The sequence below is a fragment of the Cyclobacteriaceae bacterium genome (assembly GCA_013141055.1).
Lineage (GTDB): Bacteria > Bacteroidota > Bacteroidia > Cytophagales > Cyclobacteriaceae > ELB16-189.
Genome location: JABFRS010000001.1, coordinates 127188 through 143298, shown reverse-complemented (window position 1 = coordinate 143298; position 16111 = coordinate 127188). Strand labels below are relative to the sequence as shown.

Annotated in this window: 14 protein-coding genes; 9 read left to right on the top strand and 5 right to left on the bottom strand. The window is 45.3% G+C overall.

Features of this window, described 5'->3' with window-relative positions:
* The first annotated feature begins 13 nt into the window (after positions 1-13).
* The 6 genes from traJ to HOP08_00600 are packed head-to-tail and all read left to right on the top strand — an operon-like array spanning position 14 to position 5396.
* Positions 14-1225: a conjugative transposon protein TraJ gene (gene traJ, locus HOP08_00625; GenBank protein ID NOT73399.1), complete on the top strand. Its 1212-nt coding sequence runs from the start codon at positions 14-16 to the stop codon at positions 1223-1225.
* A gap of 51 nt (positions 1226-1276) precedes the next feature.
* Positions 1277-1894, top strand: coding sequence for a conjugative transposon protein TraK (gene traK / locus HOP08_00620; GenBank protein ID NOT73398.1), 618 nt, complete (start codon positions 1277-1279; stop codon positions 1892-1894).
* 3 nt (positions 1895-1897) lie between these two features.
* Positions 1898-2380 carry a hypothetical protein gene (locus HOP08_00615; protein ID NOT73397.1) on the top strand — a complete coding sequence of 161 codons (483 nt, stop codon included), beginning with the start codon at positions 1898-1900 and terminating at the stop codon, positions 2378-2380.
* 43 nt (positions 2381-2423) lie between these two features.
* A complete protein-coding gene (gene traM, locus HOP08_00610) occupies positions 2424-3695 on the top strand; it encodes a conjugative transposon protein TraM (protein NOT73396.1) in 1272 nt (423 codons plus the stop codon).
* Between the two features lie 15 nt (positions 3696-3710).
* Positions 3711-4541: a conjugative transposon protein TraN gene (gene traN, locus HOP08_00605; protein ID NOT73395.1), complete on the top strand. Its 831-nt coding sequence runs from the start codon at positions 3711-3713 to the stop codon at positions 4539-4541.
* Between the two features lie 42 nt (positions 4542-4583).
* Positions 4584-5396 carry a hypothetical protein gene (locus HOP08_00600; protein NOT73394.1) on the top strand — a complete coding sequence of 271 codons (813 nt, stop codon included), beginning with the start codon at positions 4584-4586 and terminating at the stop codon, positions 5394-5396.
* Positions 5397-5456: 60 nt separating this feature from the next.
* On the opposite strand, the gene HOP08_00595 is transcribed toward HOP08_00600, so the two are convergent.
* From HOP08_00595 to HOP08_00585, 3 genes are all read right to left on the bottom strand, one after another.
* Complete coding sequence (locus HOP08_00595; protein ID NOT73393.1) at positions 5457-5879, bottom strand: hypothetical protein; 423 nt, start codon at positions 5877-5879, stop codon at positions 5457-5459.
* Between the two features lie 277 nt (positions 5880-6156).
* The gene (locus HOP08_00590; protein ID NOT73392.1) at positions 6157-7053 is read right to left on the bottom strand and encodes a hypothetical protein; all 897 of its coding nucleotides are present in this window, start codon (positions 7051-7053) and stop codon (positions 6157-6159) included.
* Between the two features lie 71 nt (positions 7054-7124).
* Positions 7125-7352, bottom strand: coding sequence for a helix-turn-helix transcriptional regulator (locus tag HOP08_00585; GenBank protein NOT73391.1), 228 nt, complete (start codon positions 7350-7352; stop codon positions 7125-7127).
* 115 nt (positions 7353-7467) lie between these two features.
* On the opposite strand from HOP08_00585, the gene HOP08_00580 reads away from it, so the two are divergent.
* Complete coding sequence (locus tag HOP08_00580) at positions 7468-10497, top strand: DNA polymerase III subunit alpha (protein ID NOT73390.1); 3030 nt, start codon at positions 7468-7470, stop codon at positions 10495-10497.
* Between the two features lie 11 nt (positions 10498-10508).
* Here HOP08_00580 and HOP08_00575 read toward each other — a convergent pair whose 3' ends face one another.
* Positions 10509-10697 (bottom strand): hypothetical protein, encoded by a 189-nt coding sequence (locus tag HOP08_00575; GenBank protein ID NOT73389.1) that lies wholly within the window; start codon positions 10695-10697, stop codon positions 10509-10511.
* 235 nt (positions 10698-10932) lie between these two features.
* Between HOP08_00575 and HOP08_00570 the strand changes: the two genes are divergently transcribed.
* Positions 10933-11787: an SOS response-associated peptidase gene (locus tag HOP08_00570; protein ID NOT73388.1), complete on the top strand. Its 855-nt coding sequence runs from the start codon at positions 10933-10935 to the stop codon at positions 11785-11787.
* Positions 11788-11811: 24 nt separating this feature from the next.
* On the top strand, positions 11812-12138 hold the full coding sequence (locus HOP08_00565; GenBank protein ID NOT73387.1) for a hypothetical protein: 327 nt from the start codon (positions 11812-11814) through the stop codon (positions 12136-12138).
* Positions 12139-12174: 36 nt separating this feature from the next.
* Here HOP08_00565 and HOP08_00560 read toward each other — a convergent pair whose 3' ends face one another.
* Entirely contained in the window at positions 12175-16110 is a 3936-nt protein-coding gene (locus tag HOP08_00560; protein ID NOT73386.1) for a hypothetical protein, read from the bottom strand.
* Position 16111: the final 1 nt, after the last annotated feature.

The window sequence follows — 16111 nt, the reverse complement described above, 5'->3', positions numbered from 1 at the left end:
AACATTATATCGAATGAAGCCGATTCAAAAAATATCGATTGTCGTTTTACTGTCATTTCTTCTTACATGTTTTTTGCCTGTGCGTTTGCCCGCACAGAGCTATGTAGGAGAGATCCACAGCCTGCAGAGCATTCTCGATCAGCTATACAATGAGATGATGCCGATGTGCAGCAGACTCATTGCTGTTGGAAGGGGACTGGCCGGCTTTGCAGCGCTGTGGTATATTTCTTCAAGAGTGTGGAGGCATCTTGCCAATGCTGAACCGATTGATTTCTATCCGTTGCTTCGCCCGTTCGCCCTCGGCCTTTGCATATTACTTTTTCCATCGGTGATCGGACTTATGAATGGGATACTCCAGCCGACGGTGGCCGGAACGGCGGCGATGGTGAGCGGGTCGAACAATGCCATTGCGTATTTACTGAAGCTGAAGGAAGAGGCGGTACGAAAAACTCCTGCATGGCAGATGTATGTCGGGGAGGACGGAAGCGGCGACCAGGATAAATGGTATCGCTATACCCACCCGGAAGGCATGGAGGAGGGAACGCTGGATGGACTGGGCAATGACATCAAGTTCCAGATGGCGAAGGCGTCGTACAATTTTCGCAATACGGTCAAGCAATGGATGTCGGAAATCCTGCACATCCTGTTTGAAGCCGCGGCTCTTTGCATCAACACCATACGGACATTCTATCTCATCGTGCTGGCAATACTCGGGCCATTGGTCTTTGGCTTTGCCGTGTTCGACGGCATGCAGCAGACGCTCACCGTATGGATCGCACGCTACATCAATGTATTCTTATGGTTGCCGGTCGCAAACATCTTCGGGGCCATCATCGGTAAGATTCAGGAGAACATGCTTCGCGTGGATATCGAGCAGGTGGCACGCTACGGTGATACGTTTTTCAGTGCGACCGATACTGCCTATCTCATTTTTCTGGTGATGGGTATTGTCGGATACTTCACGGTGCCGAGCGTGGCCAACTATATCGTGCATGCAAGCGGAGGCAATCTATTAATGTCTCGTACCTCCAGCGTCTTTATCGGGGGAGCTTCAACAGCGATCAATGCTTCCACCTCCGTGGCCGGTGCGGCGGCCAGCTCCGGATACCGGGCGGCGTCGGAGTATGCGGCATCGAAAGAAAATTCATCGTCGTACAGCACGGGGATTTACAGCTCGGGTGGAAGCGACAATTCGTACCTCGGTGACAAGCTATCGGGAAAATAAAATAACAAACAACTCTTAATCATACCCTTCACCAATACTATTACACACATCATGTTCCAGCAACTCCGAAATATCGAATCAGCCTTCAGTCATATAAAAATGTTTTCACTTTGTCTTATTGTGGCTTGCGTGGCGATCTGCAGCTATACAATCTATAAAAGCTTTGAGCTGATCTCCACCGGACAGGAACGCATTTATATTCTCGCGAACAGCAAAGCACTGGAAGCATGGTCGGCCGAGCGAAAGGATAATATTCCGGTGGAGGCAAAGGACCATGTGCGGATGTTCCATTACTATTTTTTTACGCTCGACCCCGATGACCGCGTGATCGATGCACACATTACCAAAGCGCTGTACCTCGCCGACGCATCTGCCAAGCGCCAGTACGATAACCTGAAGGAGAGCCGCTACTATTCAAATATCATCTCGGGTAACATCAGCCAGGAGATCACCGCGGACAGCATCCATCTTGACATCGATCAATACCCGATCCACTTCCGCTACTACGGCCGGGAAAAGCTGATCCGTACAACTTCCATTGTCACGCGAAGCCTTGTGACGGAAGGCTATCTGCGCAACGTCACACGGAGCGATAACAATCCGCATGGTTTCCTTATCGAGCGGTGGCATACGCTGGAGAATCTTGACATCAAAACCGAAAACCGATAGCGTATGGAAGATTTAAAAGACAACACACAACGAACCATTGATGCGGTACTGACGCGGATCATCGGAAAAGCAAACGACTGGTTCAATCGTCAAAGCCTTCGTCGACGCAAGCAGATCGTGATCGGTGGTGGGGGAGCGATCGCCCTTATCTCCTTGATCATTCTTGTCCGGGCGTTCACGGATCAGGATAATAGACAACATATCGATACTACTATTTCTCAACCAATGCTAATGCCCATGCCCCTTACCCGATCAAATGAACAGCTTACTCCGCTCGGAAAAATGAAAGGAGAGATCGACGGAGAATTTGAAGCCTTCTATCTCGCCGTTGACAGCGCCGGAACGATTTACATGAACCGTGAGCCGCCGTTTGAGAATGCGTACGAGAAATCTCCCGACTGGAAAGCGATCTCGCGCGAGAAGCTGAAGCAATATGAGCAAGTGCTTCACTTTCTGCCGATCCGGGGCAAAGGAGCGAGACGATAAACGCGAATGATACCATTGAACGATACAATCAAACCATATAATCATGAAACAACATTCACAGAAATTCCGGCAGAACAGAAAATTCGCGATGGTGCTGCCGCTGATGGTAACGCCATTCCTGGCGGCGATCTTTTGGGCGCTCGGCGGAGGTACAGGCACCCCTGCACAAGCCATGTCAAATACGAGGACTGGGTTGAACCTCGAACTCCCCGACGCCCATTTTAACGATGAGGAATTAAGCAAGCTCATGCTATATGAGATGGCGAAGCGTGATTCAGCGAAGCGGCGGGAGCTCCGGGAGAACGATCCGTACTTTGATCTGGCCATGCTGGAGGATGAAGCGCTGCCCGAATCTGATGCAACGTTGCCGGTGAACAGCAATGATCCTAACATCATCAAGGTGAACGGCAAGCTGGACGAGCTCTACCGTGAGCTGAACCGTAAGCCGGGAAATGAATTCAAGGTTCCGGCACTGGATGATGTCACAGGAAAGAGGAAAGAACCTGATCCGTCGTTCAATGCTGACGTGGAGAAGCTTGGCGGGATGATGGAGATGATGAAGAAGGACCGCGGTGAAGATCCTGAAATGAATCGGATCAACGGCATGCTCGACAAGATACTGGATGTCCAGCACCCTGAACGTATGCGCGACCGCATACGCGAGCAAAGCCTGAAGACAAAAGGAAAACTGTTCTCTGTTGATTCACGTCCTCAAAGCGAGAGCATCGGTTTCATGGGAGAGGAGGATGGTGACTCTCTTCGTGGACGGTTAACAAAGCAAAATCAAAATTCTTTTTTTGGACTGAGCGATGAAGACAATGTCAGTGAGCGGGAAGATGCATCACTCTCCAGTTCCATCGAGGCAGTCGTGCACGATACGCAGGAGCTCGTGATCGGCTCAACGGTCAAGCTTCGGCTGGTGAAAGATATGTACATCAACGGCGCGCTCGTCCCCAAAGATCAGTTCGTGTATGGTACCGCCGCGATCAACGGAGAGCGCCTGACGATTTCAGTGAGCTCCATCCGCCACGGCGAATCACTTTATCCCGTTTCTCTTTCTGCCTATGATCTTGATGGTATTGAAGGCATTTATGTACCCGGTGCCATCACACGCGATGTAGCCAAGCAGTCCGGTGACCAGGCGATGCAGGGCATGCAGTTCATGACGATGGATCAGTCGGTGGGGGCGCAGGCGGCGAGTGCGGGCATGAACGCAGCGAAGGGACTGTTCAGCAAAAAGGTGAAGCTGATCAAGGTGACGGTGAAAGCCGGGTACAGTGTGCTATTGAGAGACCTTAATGACAAGAGCAAATAACTTAAACATCTGCATATGAAAACCATTCATTACCTGGTATTTATCCTCATCGGCATCAGTATCACCTTCTCGCTTCCGGCACAAGTGCAGGAGAAAGTGACGCCGGTCGATATTACGTTCAACAAGACATCCACCATTGTATTTCCCACGGTGATCAAAAGTGTGGACCGAGGAAGTCGCGACGTGCTGGCGCAGAAAACAAGGGAAGTTGGAAACGTGCTTCAGCTCAAGGCTGCGCGGAAGGATTTTCCGGAAACCAATCTCACCGTCATTACTGCCGATGGAGTGCTGCATGAGTTTATCATTAACTATTGCGAGGAACCTTCCCGGTTGGTGGTGGACATGTCTGCCAATGCAAGCGAAGGCGATCGCACTCCGTCACGGATGATCTTTTCAACTGACATGACGGAAGCCGACCTTGGCGAATATTCACAAGGCATTCTCCGGTCAAAGCGAATCCTTCATTTCAGAAACACCTCAAAGTACAAGATCAGCCTTTCATTGCTGGGGATATACATTAAGGAGAATGTGATCTTTTACCGGATGCGTATCGGCAATCATTCCAATATCAACTACGATATTGATTTTCTCCGGTTCTACATACGGGACAACGCAAGGATTAAGCGGACCGCTTCACAAGAGGTGGAGTCAAGGCCGTTGTATGTTGAGGGCGCGGTGAGCACGATCAAAGGACGGTCGGAAGCGGAGATGGTCTTTGCCCTTGAGAAGTTTACGATCCCTGAATCGAAGCACCTTGCGGTAGAGCTCTTTGAACGCAAAGGAGGCCGGCATTTTCAGCTGCGCATCAAAAACAAGGAGATCGTGAACGCACGTCTTCTTCCGTAAACGTTATTTCATTTTTTAATTAAACACTTTAACCCATTTTTTATGAACGAAGAAAATGTAAAGTACCTCAAGGACAGTCTGCTGTACACGGGGTTTGGCGACAAGCTCAATGATGCGCTCGTGGCGCAGATCAAGAACCAGCCAAAGGATTTCCAGCTCTCCACGCAGATGGAATACAAGAGCGGTGATGTAACCGAGAAGGTTGATTACAAGCTTGACTTCCGCAAGTCTGATACGACGGACATGTATTTTTTCAATCGCTACCAGGCCGAGCTGAAAAATGAAGATACGACGAAGGAAAAAGCACAGACGTTTTACATCAACAAAGATTTCACGATCACGGCCAAGGAGGCCTTCAATCTTCTCAGCGGTCGCGCGGTGAACAAGGACATGAAGAACAAGGATGAGCAGCCGTACAATGCATGGCTTCAGCTTGATTTCTCCAAGAAGGACGAGCAGGGACGTTTTGAAATGAAGCGCTTCTCGGAAGGTTATGGATTTAACCTGGAGGCAGTCGTTAACCGTTACCCGATCAAGGAGCTTGACAGTAATGACACCCGCGCCCGCCTGTTGACCTCACTTGAAAAAGGAAATCTTCAGTCGGTGACGTTTGTGAAAGACGGCAAGGAAGATAAGATGCATGTCGCTGCCAATCCGCAGTTCAAGTCATTGTATCTCTACGATGCCAATATGAAGAAAGTCTACCAGGGAAACGAAAAGAAAGAGCAGCCGGAAAACGGCAGGCCGTCACAAGGGGAAGAGAAGAAAGAAAAGAAGGAGGTGAAAGCAAAGTCCGGTGAAGAGGAGGAAGGGGCCACGCAGAAGAGCTCTTCACGGAAACGCGTTCGGGCGTAATTAGCTCATCGAACCATAACAGGCTTATCCAATTGGGTAAGCCTTTTTTATGGAGTCGTTTCAATTGGTCTTATACAAGAGACGGCCGATCGAAATCTTGGCCTGCTTCAATAAGGAAGCCTGGCGTAAGATATTTTCTTCGAGGGCATTGATCTGCCTGAGCTTAAAGATGGTGCGTCTGAATTCAGGAGATTGGCAATCATGCCGGGCAATGGCATTGATAAGAATGTCCTTTGTTTCTTTCACACGCAGGAAAGGGATCACAGAGCCAACGAGCGAGCGGTGGAAGATCTTTCCCTGCCAGAGACCAAAGCATACCCAGTACGCGTGATCCTTTTCCACTTCGTTTTCAAATTCAGCAACAAAGCAGTTGGGGCAAGGTGTAGTCATGGGCTTTCCGGCGTTTTCACCTTTGCAAAGGATAAAGAAGTGAGGCGTGTAATACATTTTTCCAACGCGGTGTGTTCTGATCGAAAGGTTCATAGGATGAGACATTTGTTTTGTCTCATGCTGCGCGAAGAGTAAAGCAGTGTTCCGCCCGGCGGCGGGTTCATCGTCAAGGAGGAACGGAATAAATGGAAGGAGGGAAGGAAGGTGCGTTTATGCCGTAGTTCCTTGACGGTAGCGAAAGAGGGAAGGCATTGCGGGCGACGGGCTAAATTGCATTACTGTTTGCACCGACAAAACAAATGGATCGCCTAGGAATTGACACTCATCGGTTCGTCAGGAAGGACTGCTAGCAGAACTTCTAAAATTCAGGTTACCTAGGTCTTGACGGTCGTCTTTTAATTATCCAAAATTGAATGTGCTCATGGAAGGTCATGAAATATACTTCGTTAAAAGAGGACTCGGCAAAGCGGACAGAAAGGGAATTAACTAATACGGCGTGATCAAATATTTCGTAATCGTTAGCCCAAATTATAAGAACTTCCGAACTACCATGATTTTTGGTTTCAAAAATTTTATTAACAGTGTTTTGAAGATCTAATTGACTGTATCCAGAATTATGAAAATGATAATCAATGAAAATGTTTTCAAATCCGGCAACATGAGGAAAGAATCCTTCTGGAATTCTTTGAATATCAATTGAGCTAAAATATTTCTTAAGTTCTTTGTCGTCAATCCAATCCTGCAAGTATTTTTTATCGTCTTGCATAAGTTCCGGAATACTTTTTTCAAGGAACGTTATTGTACGGGATAACAGATGAGACTCAACAATTTCTCTACCTTTCCTTTTAAGATTACTAAGTGGGATTTTGTATAGTTCTTGGGGCATTAACGTGATGAGTACTCGGAATTTCATCGGAATTTTCTGATAAATCAGTTCTGCGAACTGTTTGCTTTTTGCTCGAACTAATTTTTTTCGTTCAGGAAAATTATTGAAGGTCAAGCGAGTTATTTGAACTGGAATTTCAAGTTGATCCTGGAAAAAGATTAGGTCAGGTCCTTTGTCTGAATCATCGCCACTGATTCGAACGCCCGTAATGTTTTTGTATGGCAGAACTGTCTGGACAAAGTATAATCCTACAGCGAGTTCACCTTTTTGCTTTTCAGTAGGAATTATCTCTGGGTCGCGATAATGTGGATTACGGGAAAATGGGAAAGTGATCTTGCCTTGTTTTCCTTCCTTGCCAATATGACCTAGATTTAGAAACATTTTATTAAAGTAAACATTTCCATTGTTAACCTCGAACCTGATGCGTAGTAAGAGGGGAGCTATCGTATCACTTATTTTATCGTAAGTGTTTTTTTTGACAAATCGTCCCTGACAAACTCATCAAGCGATACATCAAAGACAAGGGCTAATTTTTTCGTTACAACCAGGAGCGGGACGCTCCGGAATTCTTCATAGGCTCCGATCATAGATTTGCTCACACCTATCTTTTCTGCAAGCTGGGTTTGCGTCCAACCCCTTTTTTCACGTAAAAAATGAATGTTCTTGTGAATTATCTCCATAAATACAATACCAAAAAACTAATATAATTAGTTTTACACGATATAAAACTAAAATAATTAGTATTTGCTTTGTAATGTGTGAGAGAGGGGTTGTTCTCCTTATGCAAAACGACCGATGTTTCTGAATTGCCATACCTGGTACAGCTTCAAGTACGGGACGTTGTCGGCAGACAAATTTTTTGATGAGTGCAAGCGAAACAATGTTCATAAAGTCATCATCACCGAGATCAATAACACGGCTTCCTACATTGAGCTGCTGCGAATCATTGATGAGCGAAAGAGCGAGTTTGAATTATCCATCGCTTTGGGAATTGAGTTCCGGGAAAATCATGCGCTTCAATTCATCGCCATCGCAAAGAACAACACAGGCTTTGAGAATATCAATCGCTACCTGTCGCGATTGAACAATGATTCAATGACCATCCCTTCCCGCGCACCGGTGATTGAGGAAACATTCATCGTGTATCCTTTCGGAAAGATCGAGCCAAACGTGTTGCGCAGGAATGAATTCATCGGCGTGCGGACATCACAGGTATCCAAGTATATGCTGCGTCCCGACTATCAAGGTTATAAAGAACGATTTGTTGCACTGCAGCCGGTGACCTTCGCAAGCAAGCAGGAGTGGAACCTGCATCGGCTTCTTCGCTGCATCGATTTAAACATATTGCTCTCCAAGCTTCAATCGACGCAGCATGCTCCTGATGACGAGATCATGGTGAGCTCGGGAGAGCTTGAAAAGAAGTACCGGCAATTTCCGGAGCTGGTTCAGAATGCAAACATGATTCTAAATGCATGCTCGATTGCTTTCGAGCTTGGCGTTGATAAGAATCTGAAAAGTCTCACGGGAGGCCCTGAATCCGATTGGGAGATTCTGGTGACAAATGCATGGGAAGGATTTTACAGGATCTATGATTCGTCCGATCCGGTGTTGCGTGAACGGTTTGAGCGTGAGCTCAGCATTATACAATTGAAAGATTTCGGAACATATTTCCTGATCGCTTACGATCTTATCAAGTTCACCAAGGAAAAAGGATATGATACGATCGGGCGTGGGAGCGGAGCGAACAGCATGGTGGCCTATTGTCTTGGGATCACGAACGTCGATCCCATCGAGCTTGACCTGTACTTTGAGCGTTTCCTGAATGCGGAGCGAACCACACCACCGGATTTTGATATTGATTTCTCCTGGGATCAGCGGGACTTCATCTTCGATTATCTGTTCAACAAATATGGGCAGGAGCATACATGTTTGCTCGGAGCGCACGTGACCTATCAGGGTCGCAATACTTTGCGTGAGCTTGGAAAAGTATTCGGACTGCCAAAGGAAGAGCTCGACGAATTGTCGGATCATCCTGAGTGTGTAAAAGGTCGCGATCATATTACAACACTGATCTTCAAGTATGCTGAACGCATGTATGAAATGCCAGCCAGCATGACGATCCATGCGTGCGGTGTGCTCATCACGGAGAAACCGATCTATGCCTATACGGCTACTTTTCTTCCGCCCAAGAACTATCCGGTATCCAATTTTGAAATGCACTCCGCGGAAGATATCGGGATTTACAAGTTCGATATCCTGAGTCAGCGTGGTTTGGGACATATTAAAGAAACGGCGCGATTGGTGCGGCTTAATCAGAATAAGATCATTGATGTACATGACTTCCCATCGTTCAAGAAGGATGAGAAGGTCAAGGAGCTTTTGAAGAGCAGTCGTTGCATGGGATGCTTTTATGTCGAGTCACCGGCGATGAGAAGCCTGCTCGGTAAGCTAAAATGTGAAGACTATTTAACGCTCGTAGCAGCAAGCTCGATCATACGGCCAGGTGTGTCCAGCTCGGGAATGATGAAAGCTTATATCGAGCGCTTTCATATCTCACGAAACGGCGGAACGTATGAATCGATTCATCCCAGGATGGATGAGCTGATGAAAGAGACATACGGCGTGATGGTGTACCAGGAAGATGTGATCAGGGTAGCTCATCATTTCGCAGGTCTGACATTGACGGAAGCTGATGTGTTACGACGCGCTATGTCAGGAAAGTATCGCTCCCGGAAAGCGTTTGAAATGATCGAACGGAAATTTTATCAGAACTGTCATGACTTCGGATATCCAAGGCATGTCGCGGAGCGTGTGTGGTTTGAGATACAGAGCTTTGGTGGTTACTCGTTTGCCAAAGGACACTCCGCAAGCTTCGCGGTGGAGAGCTATCAGAGCCTTTACCTGAAGGCACATTTTCCATTGGAATTCATGGTGGCGGTCATCAATAACTTCGGTGGATTTTACACCCATGAATTCTATTTTCATGAGCTTCGCATGAGCGGAGGGAAGATACAGGCACCGTGCATTAACAACAGTGATCTGTTGACCAACATCAAAGGCGATGTGGTTCACATTGGCCTAGATCATCTGAAGAGTCTTGAAAATAAATCAGTGGATGCTATTCTAACCGAACGCAGACGAAGCGGTGCGTTCACCGGAATGATCAACTTCTTAAAGCGTGTTGATATTGGACTTGAACAACTTCGTATCCTGATCCGGATCGGAGGTTTCCGGTTCACAGGAAAGACCAAGCAGGAGTTGATGTGGCAGGCTATATTTTATTTCAGTGAAATGAAAGTAAAGAAAAGTCACACGCAGGATCTCTTTGACTACCAGTTCACCGAGCAGGTGTTGCCAAAGCTTCATCGTGACGATGTGCAGGACGCGTTCGATGAGATCGAGCTGCTGGGCTTTCCGTTGTGTGACCCGTTTCAGTTGCTCGGGTCAAATGAAAAGGAAGATATTTTGTCAAAGGACATGATGAATAATCTGAAGAAGCAGGTGACGATGATCGGCTATTATGTCACGGCCAAGTACACACAGACCAAACACAAGCAAGTCATGTACTTTGGAACATTCTATGACCGCGATGGGATCGTGTTTGATACGGTAAACTTTCCCGACGTTGCCCGGCAATATCCTTTCAGGGGCCGGGGATTCTATTTGCTGAAAGGAAAAGTAGTGGAGGACTTTGGGGTTCCTGCGCTGGAGGTGACGGCGATGGAAAAACTATCGCTGGTTCATCGTCAGGTCAATCTTCCGCCTGCTGAAAGAACCTATACGCCAAACATTTCACTGTCGGCACAAGTGGAGGAGTTTCAGTAACTTCGACTCTGTCAAACAGGAGAATTAATGATACTGGAAACGGACACGATCATATACGTTATGACCGGCATACTGGTGATATCCTTGTTGGCGGTTGCGTATTTTGTTGTCAGGGGGAGAAAGATCGATAGAGAGATCGCGCAGAAGGAAAAATTCCTGTCCGATAATCCCGCTCCCAAAAAGCCCGTCGTATTTTTCATGCACGACAATTAGCCATGACTAACTTCGCGCTACCGATATTATATTGTTACATTCTGTCAGGCTATCGTTACCTTCTGTATCATAGCCTTGACCATTGTGCGCTGCTCATTCCTTTAATGGAGCCTTGTGAAACGGGAGAGAATTCTTACCTGGTTCCAATTAATGACGAGCAGGCATATGAGATGGCCTGCGGCACCGACGAATTTTATTTTTATGTGTTATCATAAATCCTTGTTGGCAAAATACAATTCCCTTATGGAGCATTACAATGCTTCGTTTGCTTCCATCACGGCGGAAATGGAATTGATCAAGGAAAAGTATTCAAGCTTCATGACCAAGTCCAATGAAATGGTGGCCATGTCGAAAGAAGAGCTTCGTGAAGGGGACCGCATGCGCAAGACAGTGAAGGCTTTTACCGATACGGGCATTGAACGCTATTATGAGAACGGGTTTGATTTCCTTCCCACGCCCATCATCACTGCCGGAGCGCCAAACGAATTCAAAATGTTCCGGTGGGGAGGTTTCTTTCCTTTTATTAAAAATGGTGAAGTGGATGCGAAGGCCCGGTTGAGCACACTTAACTGTCGCTCGGAAGAGATGTATGTGACAAGGTCGTATAGGGACGCCGCTGAAAAAGGGCAACGTTGCCTGATCCCTGTTTCAGGATTCATGGAATGGCAATGGAAGGATGAAAAAGGAAAGGAGAAATGGCCTTATCTTATCCAGGTCCAAGAACAGCCGCTGGTTTCTCTTGCCGGCCTTTACACGCGCTGGAAGATGCCGGGCTCCAATGACTTTTTTTATTCTTATACGGTTCTAACCACTCAAGCCAATAGTCTGATGGCAGACATTCATAATTCACCGGTGAATGGAAAGAGAATGCCGGTGATTATTCCCAAGGCGTTTGAACAGGATTGGCTTAACAAGGATCTGACGAAAGAGGATGTGCTGGCATTTTGTGAGGAACCTGTTAGCAGCGATGATATGAAGGCCCATACTATTTCGAAGCTGATCACCGCCAAAGGTGTTGATACCAATGTAGCCGAGGTGTTGCACCTTCATGAATACGAAAAGGTGAACAGTAAATAGCTTAGCTGACGGTATTTCGGTTCATTGTTGCTTGGATTTTATGACAGGAAGAAACTGAAGTCAGCTGGCGATGTTGGTACAGGCTTTACCAGCAAGCTATTGAAAGACCTCTATCAGAAACTATCGAAAGAGAAGCGGTCAAAGACACCGCTCGATGTACCTATTAAGCAAGAAGCAGGAGTGACCTGGGCTAATCCGGTCTATGTTTGTAATGTGGAATATGCAGAAATAACAGACGATGGGAATGTGCGGCAGGCGACTTATTTTGGGCTTCGAAATGACAAGTTGCCTAGTGATGTCACCTTAAATAATGATAAGAATAAAAGATTTGACTTTCTCAAGGCGATGTGAATAACGGCAAACTGATGTATTTGACAGAACCTATAGTTATATCAACGAAGATAAATCAAGAACAAATAGTTTCGTTTTTGAGGAGATTTTGCCACTATAATTTTTATTCAAAATCGATACCATTTCTTTATAAGACAATATCTCTTTAAGTTCAAACTTACGTGGTGATCTAACTTTCGTTTGACCGAACCATAGAACTAGGTAAATGCCATATCCATTGGCCCTGTACATTTTCGAATATGTCTCCAGTTGAGATAACGCTCCAGTCCAAATATCTGGATGCCATTGACCTTTGATTTCTACAGGTAAGTCGATCAAATTTAAAGAATTCAGGAAGTCGCATCGTTGTCCTTCAGGCATCGTCCCTTCTGTGTAACAACGCACCCTGAACTTTTCTAAATAAGGTGTGAGTAGAGCAACAATTCTGTCGCGACTATAATTTTCTGTCTGTGGTATGTCGCCATTCCAAAAAATGATGTAATCGTTGGTCTGGCTATACTTGATCCTTTTTTGCAAGAGTTCCAGCTGATCCAGCAGGAGCGACTGCAAGTCACTATGGTTTAACGGGGCGGAATTGATAAGCACCGGACGGACATCATTCCATCCAACTTTTTTCATGAAATGGGTTGCTCGCAAATTTTTTTGTTCTACCAGGGAGTGCTTTATGTCGTTTTCATATCCTCTGATTTGTAATGCGTCTAGATCTTCCATCAATTGTAAGGCGTCGTCAGAACCGTCCGTTGATAATTCAGCAATCCTGTCGAGAATAAATTGTCGTGCCTCCCAGGGATGATCTCGTCCAACAAATCCGGATGGCGGATTCATTTCAGGTGCAATTGTCGGCGCAAATTGTTTGATTAGAAAGTGATTTTGATGGGCAGTCAGATTACGTTTTGGCCAGAAATGTTGAATCGCATGTTTGATCGACCAAAAGTGATTCAGATTGGTCTTTGCGAATGCTATTACCGATTCTATGCTAGATGAAAAATCCAGAAGGAACAGCACCGTCATCCATAAACCTCTTTGCTCGTCATTTTTCCATTCTTTGGCATTAATCTTTGTATGTGCCATGGTGAGAACGTCAGAGGGTAAGCAATGATGAATCGCAGTTCTCAGTAGATCATTTAACGTAAAGTCAGAAAAAGATGAATATTTCTGTAACCATTCCATTGCTACTTTCCCGGCGACCGTCTCAAAAAGTTTATCTTCATATAGTCTATTTAGGCCAGCAATATGGTCCGAACCTATTTCAATGTAAGGTTCGATGGTGTCCTTAAGGAATTGTATTTTTTGTGTGTCGCTATTAAAGACGATCGCTTCAAGCTTCTCCTGTAAATCAGGCGTAATAGTATCGCCATGAAAATGTACCCCCCAACGGCAAACAGCCAATGCAGATGTGAGGCGTTCGACTGGTTCGTTGTCAAAATCCTTTTTAAGCGAATAGTATGCGATAAGAACAGGTTCTACAAAGTATTCTTTGTTTTCCTTTGTTCGTAATTCGATAATAGCTTTCGCAGAAGGAACTGTGGTACGTATGACGAATTTAGATATAGAATTAAGTCCTGCATCAGTCATTTTTTGTCCAACAAGAGACTGCACCCTTGCCCGCTGGTTGTCGCCTTTGATATCGTTGAACCATCCAAGGAATGCCTTTGCAATATGAGATATTGCTTCCAGGTGTGTGCCGTCATTCAATTGATCTGCAATATTTTCATAGCTTTTGTGCCGTGCGCGTTCTTCTTTCTTTCTTTTCTCAGCCCATTTTTTTTGAGCCGCTTTATAGTCTTTCTCAGGATCAGGTTTTGGCTGTAGAAGTTTTTCGTACTGAACGTTTAGCTCAGGATACCGACCGGCCTGATTCTTGATCAATGCCAATGAGTTTTCGAAATCATTTGAATAAGCCAACACAAAGTCGGCAAACTGTGCCCATTGTTGTTCCCGATTTGGAAAATTAATATCATCCAGCATCGTTAGCCTTCTTATGACATCGTTATCGGTCAACATTAGCCCGGTCGATGCCTGGGTTAAATCATGCAAAATGATTAAAAACCTTCCGGGGCTGTAATTGGAAAATTCAACGTCTTGAATTGCTTGCCGGACAGTCTCATTACTAATGAAATACTTTGATAGAGAATTATTAAAATCCTCACGTCGGTAGTCGGAATAGTGTCTTACTCGTCTTATGGCCTTATAGAGAAGTTGTGGCTCTGGGACAAGATCTCTTAGCAGTAATTCATGTGTGAATCCGTAAATCCATCTGTGTGGATACTTTTCTTCGTCGGGATCATTGTTAGATTCAAGGTCGCAGAGTATACAGAGTAATTCGGAAAGTTGATCGAAGCTTAATACTTTGGGGAGCATGAAGCCAAGTCCTGATATTCGATTTGGCCTCTTGTTTGTATGTGCTAGTGCGTCAAGTACTTTACTTATCGACCTCGCACTAAAAGTATTGGGGAATGACTCAATAATCTTTATGGCGAGACGCAGAGAATCAATGTCTCCAAGGTCATGCAGTGACTCGGTGATTTTATCCCACGAACGTGGCTGATTGGTTTCTTTAAGTACATCCAATGCTGCATCTCGTTCGATATAAGCCGCACAATTGTCTCCAATTATATTAATCAGATCTTCGGTAATTTCATTGCTTACTTTTTCTCCTTTGATTGACTCGAGGATCAGGTGCTTTAAATGATAATGTTTACTGCTTTTTAAAACGTCAAGGATATCGGTTTTTAACTCTATCCTGTTAAACGCCGGTGCGTATGTAGAGTGCCAATCACCATTTCGGAAGTAAGGGTCAGTATCAGCTAGTTGTTGTAAGGATAATAGTAGGCATTTTGCTTGGAGCAATGGAAAATCAGATGGATCACCATATCTCAAAATTCCGTAGGGATCTCGCGGAATAAAGACGTTTTGAAATTCTTCTGTCGCTAGTGTGGCAATCCATGCGTGAAGACCACGAAGCGCAGGTGTAACATGATAATTTTCGGCATACAACAAAGTCTCTAATCGCCGCACCGAAAGTTGATCAGACAAATTTACTGAGATCCACAGCGCTGACAGGTATTCGGCAACGGTCCTATGGCACACCTCGACGGTATTTCCGTCTAGCGTCCTGAAAATCATAGAAGATAATGCCTCCTTTAATATCTCAAACGTGTAACCCTCCGTAACAAAGTCGGAGAGAGAGTGTGATTCGGAGCCAGGGGCTGGGTCCACTTTAATGGTAGTGTTATTTGAAAGGATCAAATGGGTGCATAGAAAGCCTGCTGCTTTTAACAAAAGGTCAACGGGAGGACGCGTCCTGTTGGCTGAACGATGAAAAGTGTTCGGTTCACTTATTAAGATCGTGCAAGTCTTGGAGTATAGCTCTTTCCGATTTGCCGGCCAACCATATTGTTGTACGACCGAAATTAACATTGACAGCATTTGAGGATTGCGGAGAAGATCAATAGCAGTTTGCTTTTCTGCAGACTCCAAGAATTCTTCACCGTCTTGACCATTTCCATTTTTGTTAACAAAGTCAATTATTTCTGAATTTGTTAGTGGAAGTAAAACTCCGACTATCGGTCTTTTTTTCCATCGATTAAAAATGATTGAGCTATTAGCTTCATTTTGCCAATCGATCGCACGACATGTAAAAATGAATTTTTCAATTTTATCGCTTTTAATCTTCGAAAGAACTTGAATGATTGGCGTTCCTTCATCATACGCAGTTACCTCATCTAGACCGTCAATGATAACATTAACGTTTTCATCCGATATGATATTAGAAGGAGATGCCACGACCCCTGATGCCCTATAGAATAAGGTCGATGGCAGATTTGTCAATTGATTAACTACCTCACTTTTGCCAGATCCGGGTTCACCCAAGATTACCAGAGGGCCTTCGAGCTGAAAAAAATCGTTATCTAAATAAACTGTGTCTTTTCCGCTTATATCTTTAACTGAAAGGTGCCGGGAAATATACATG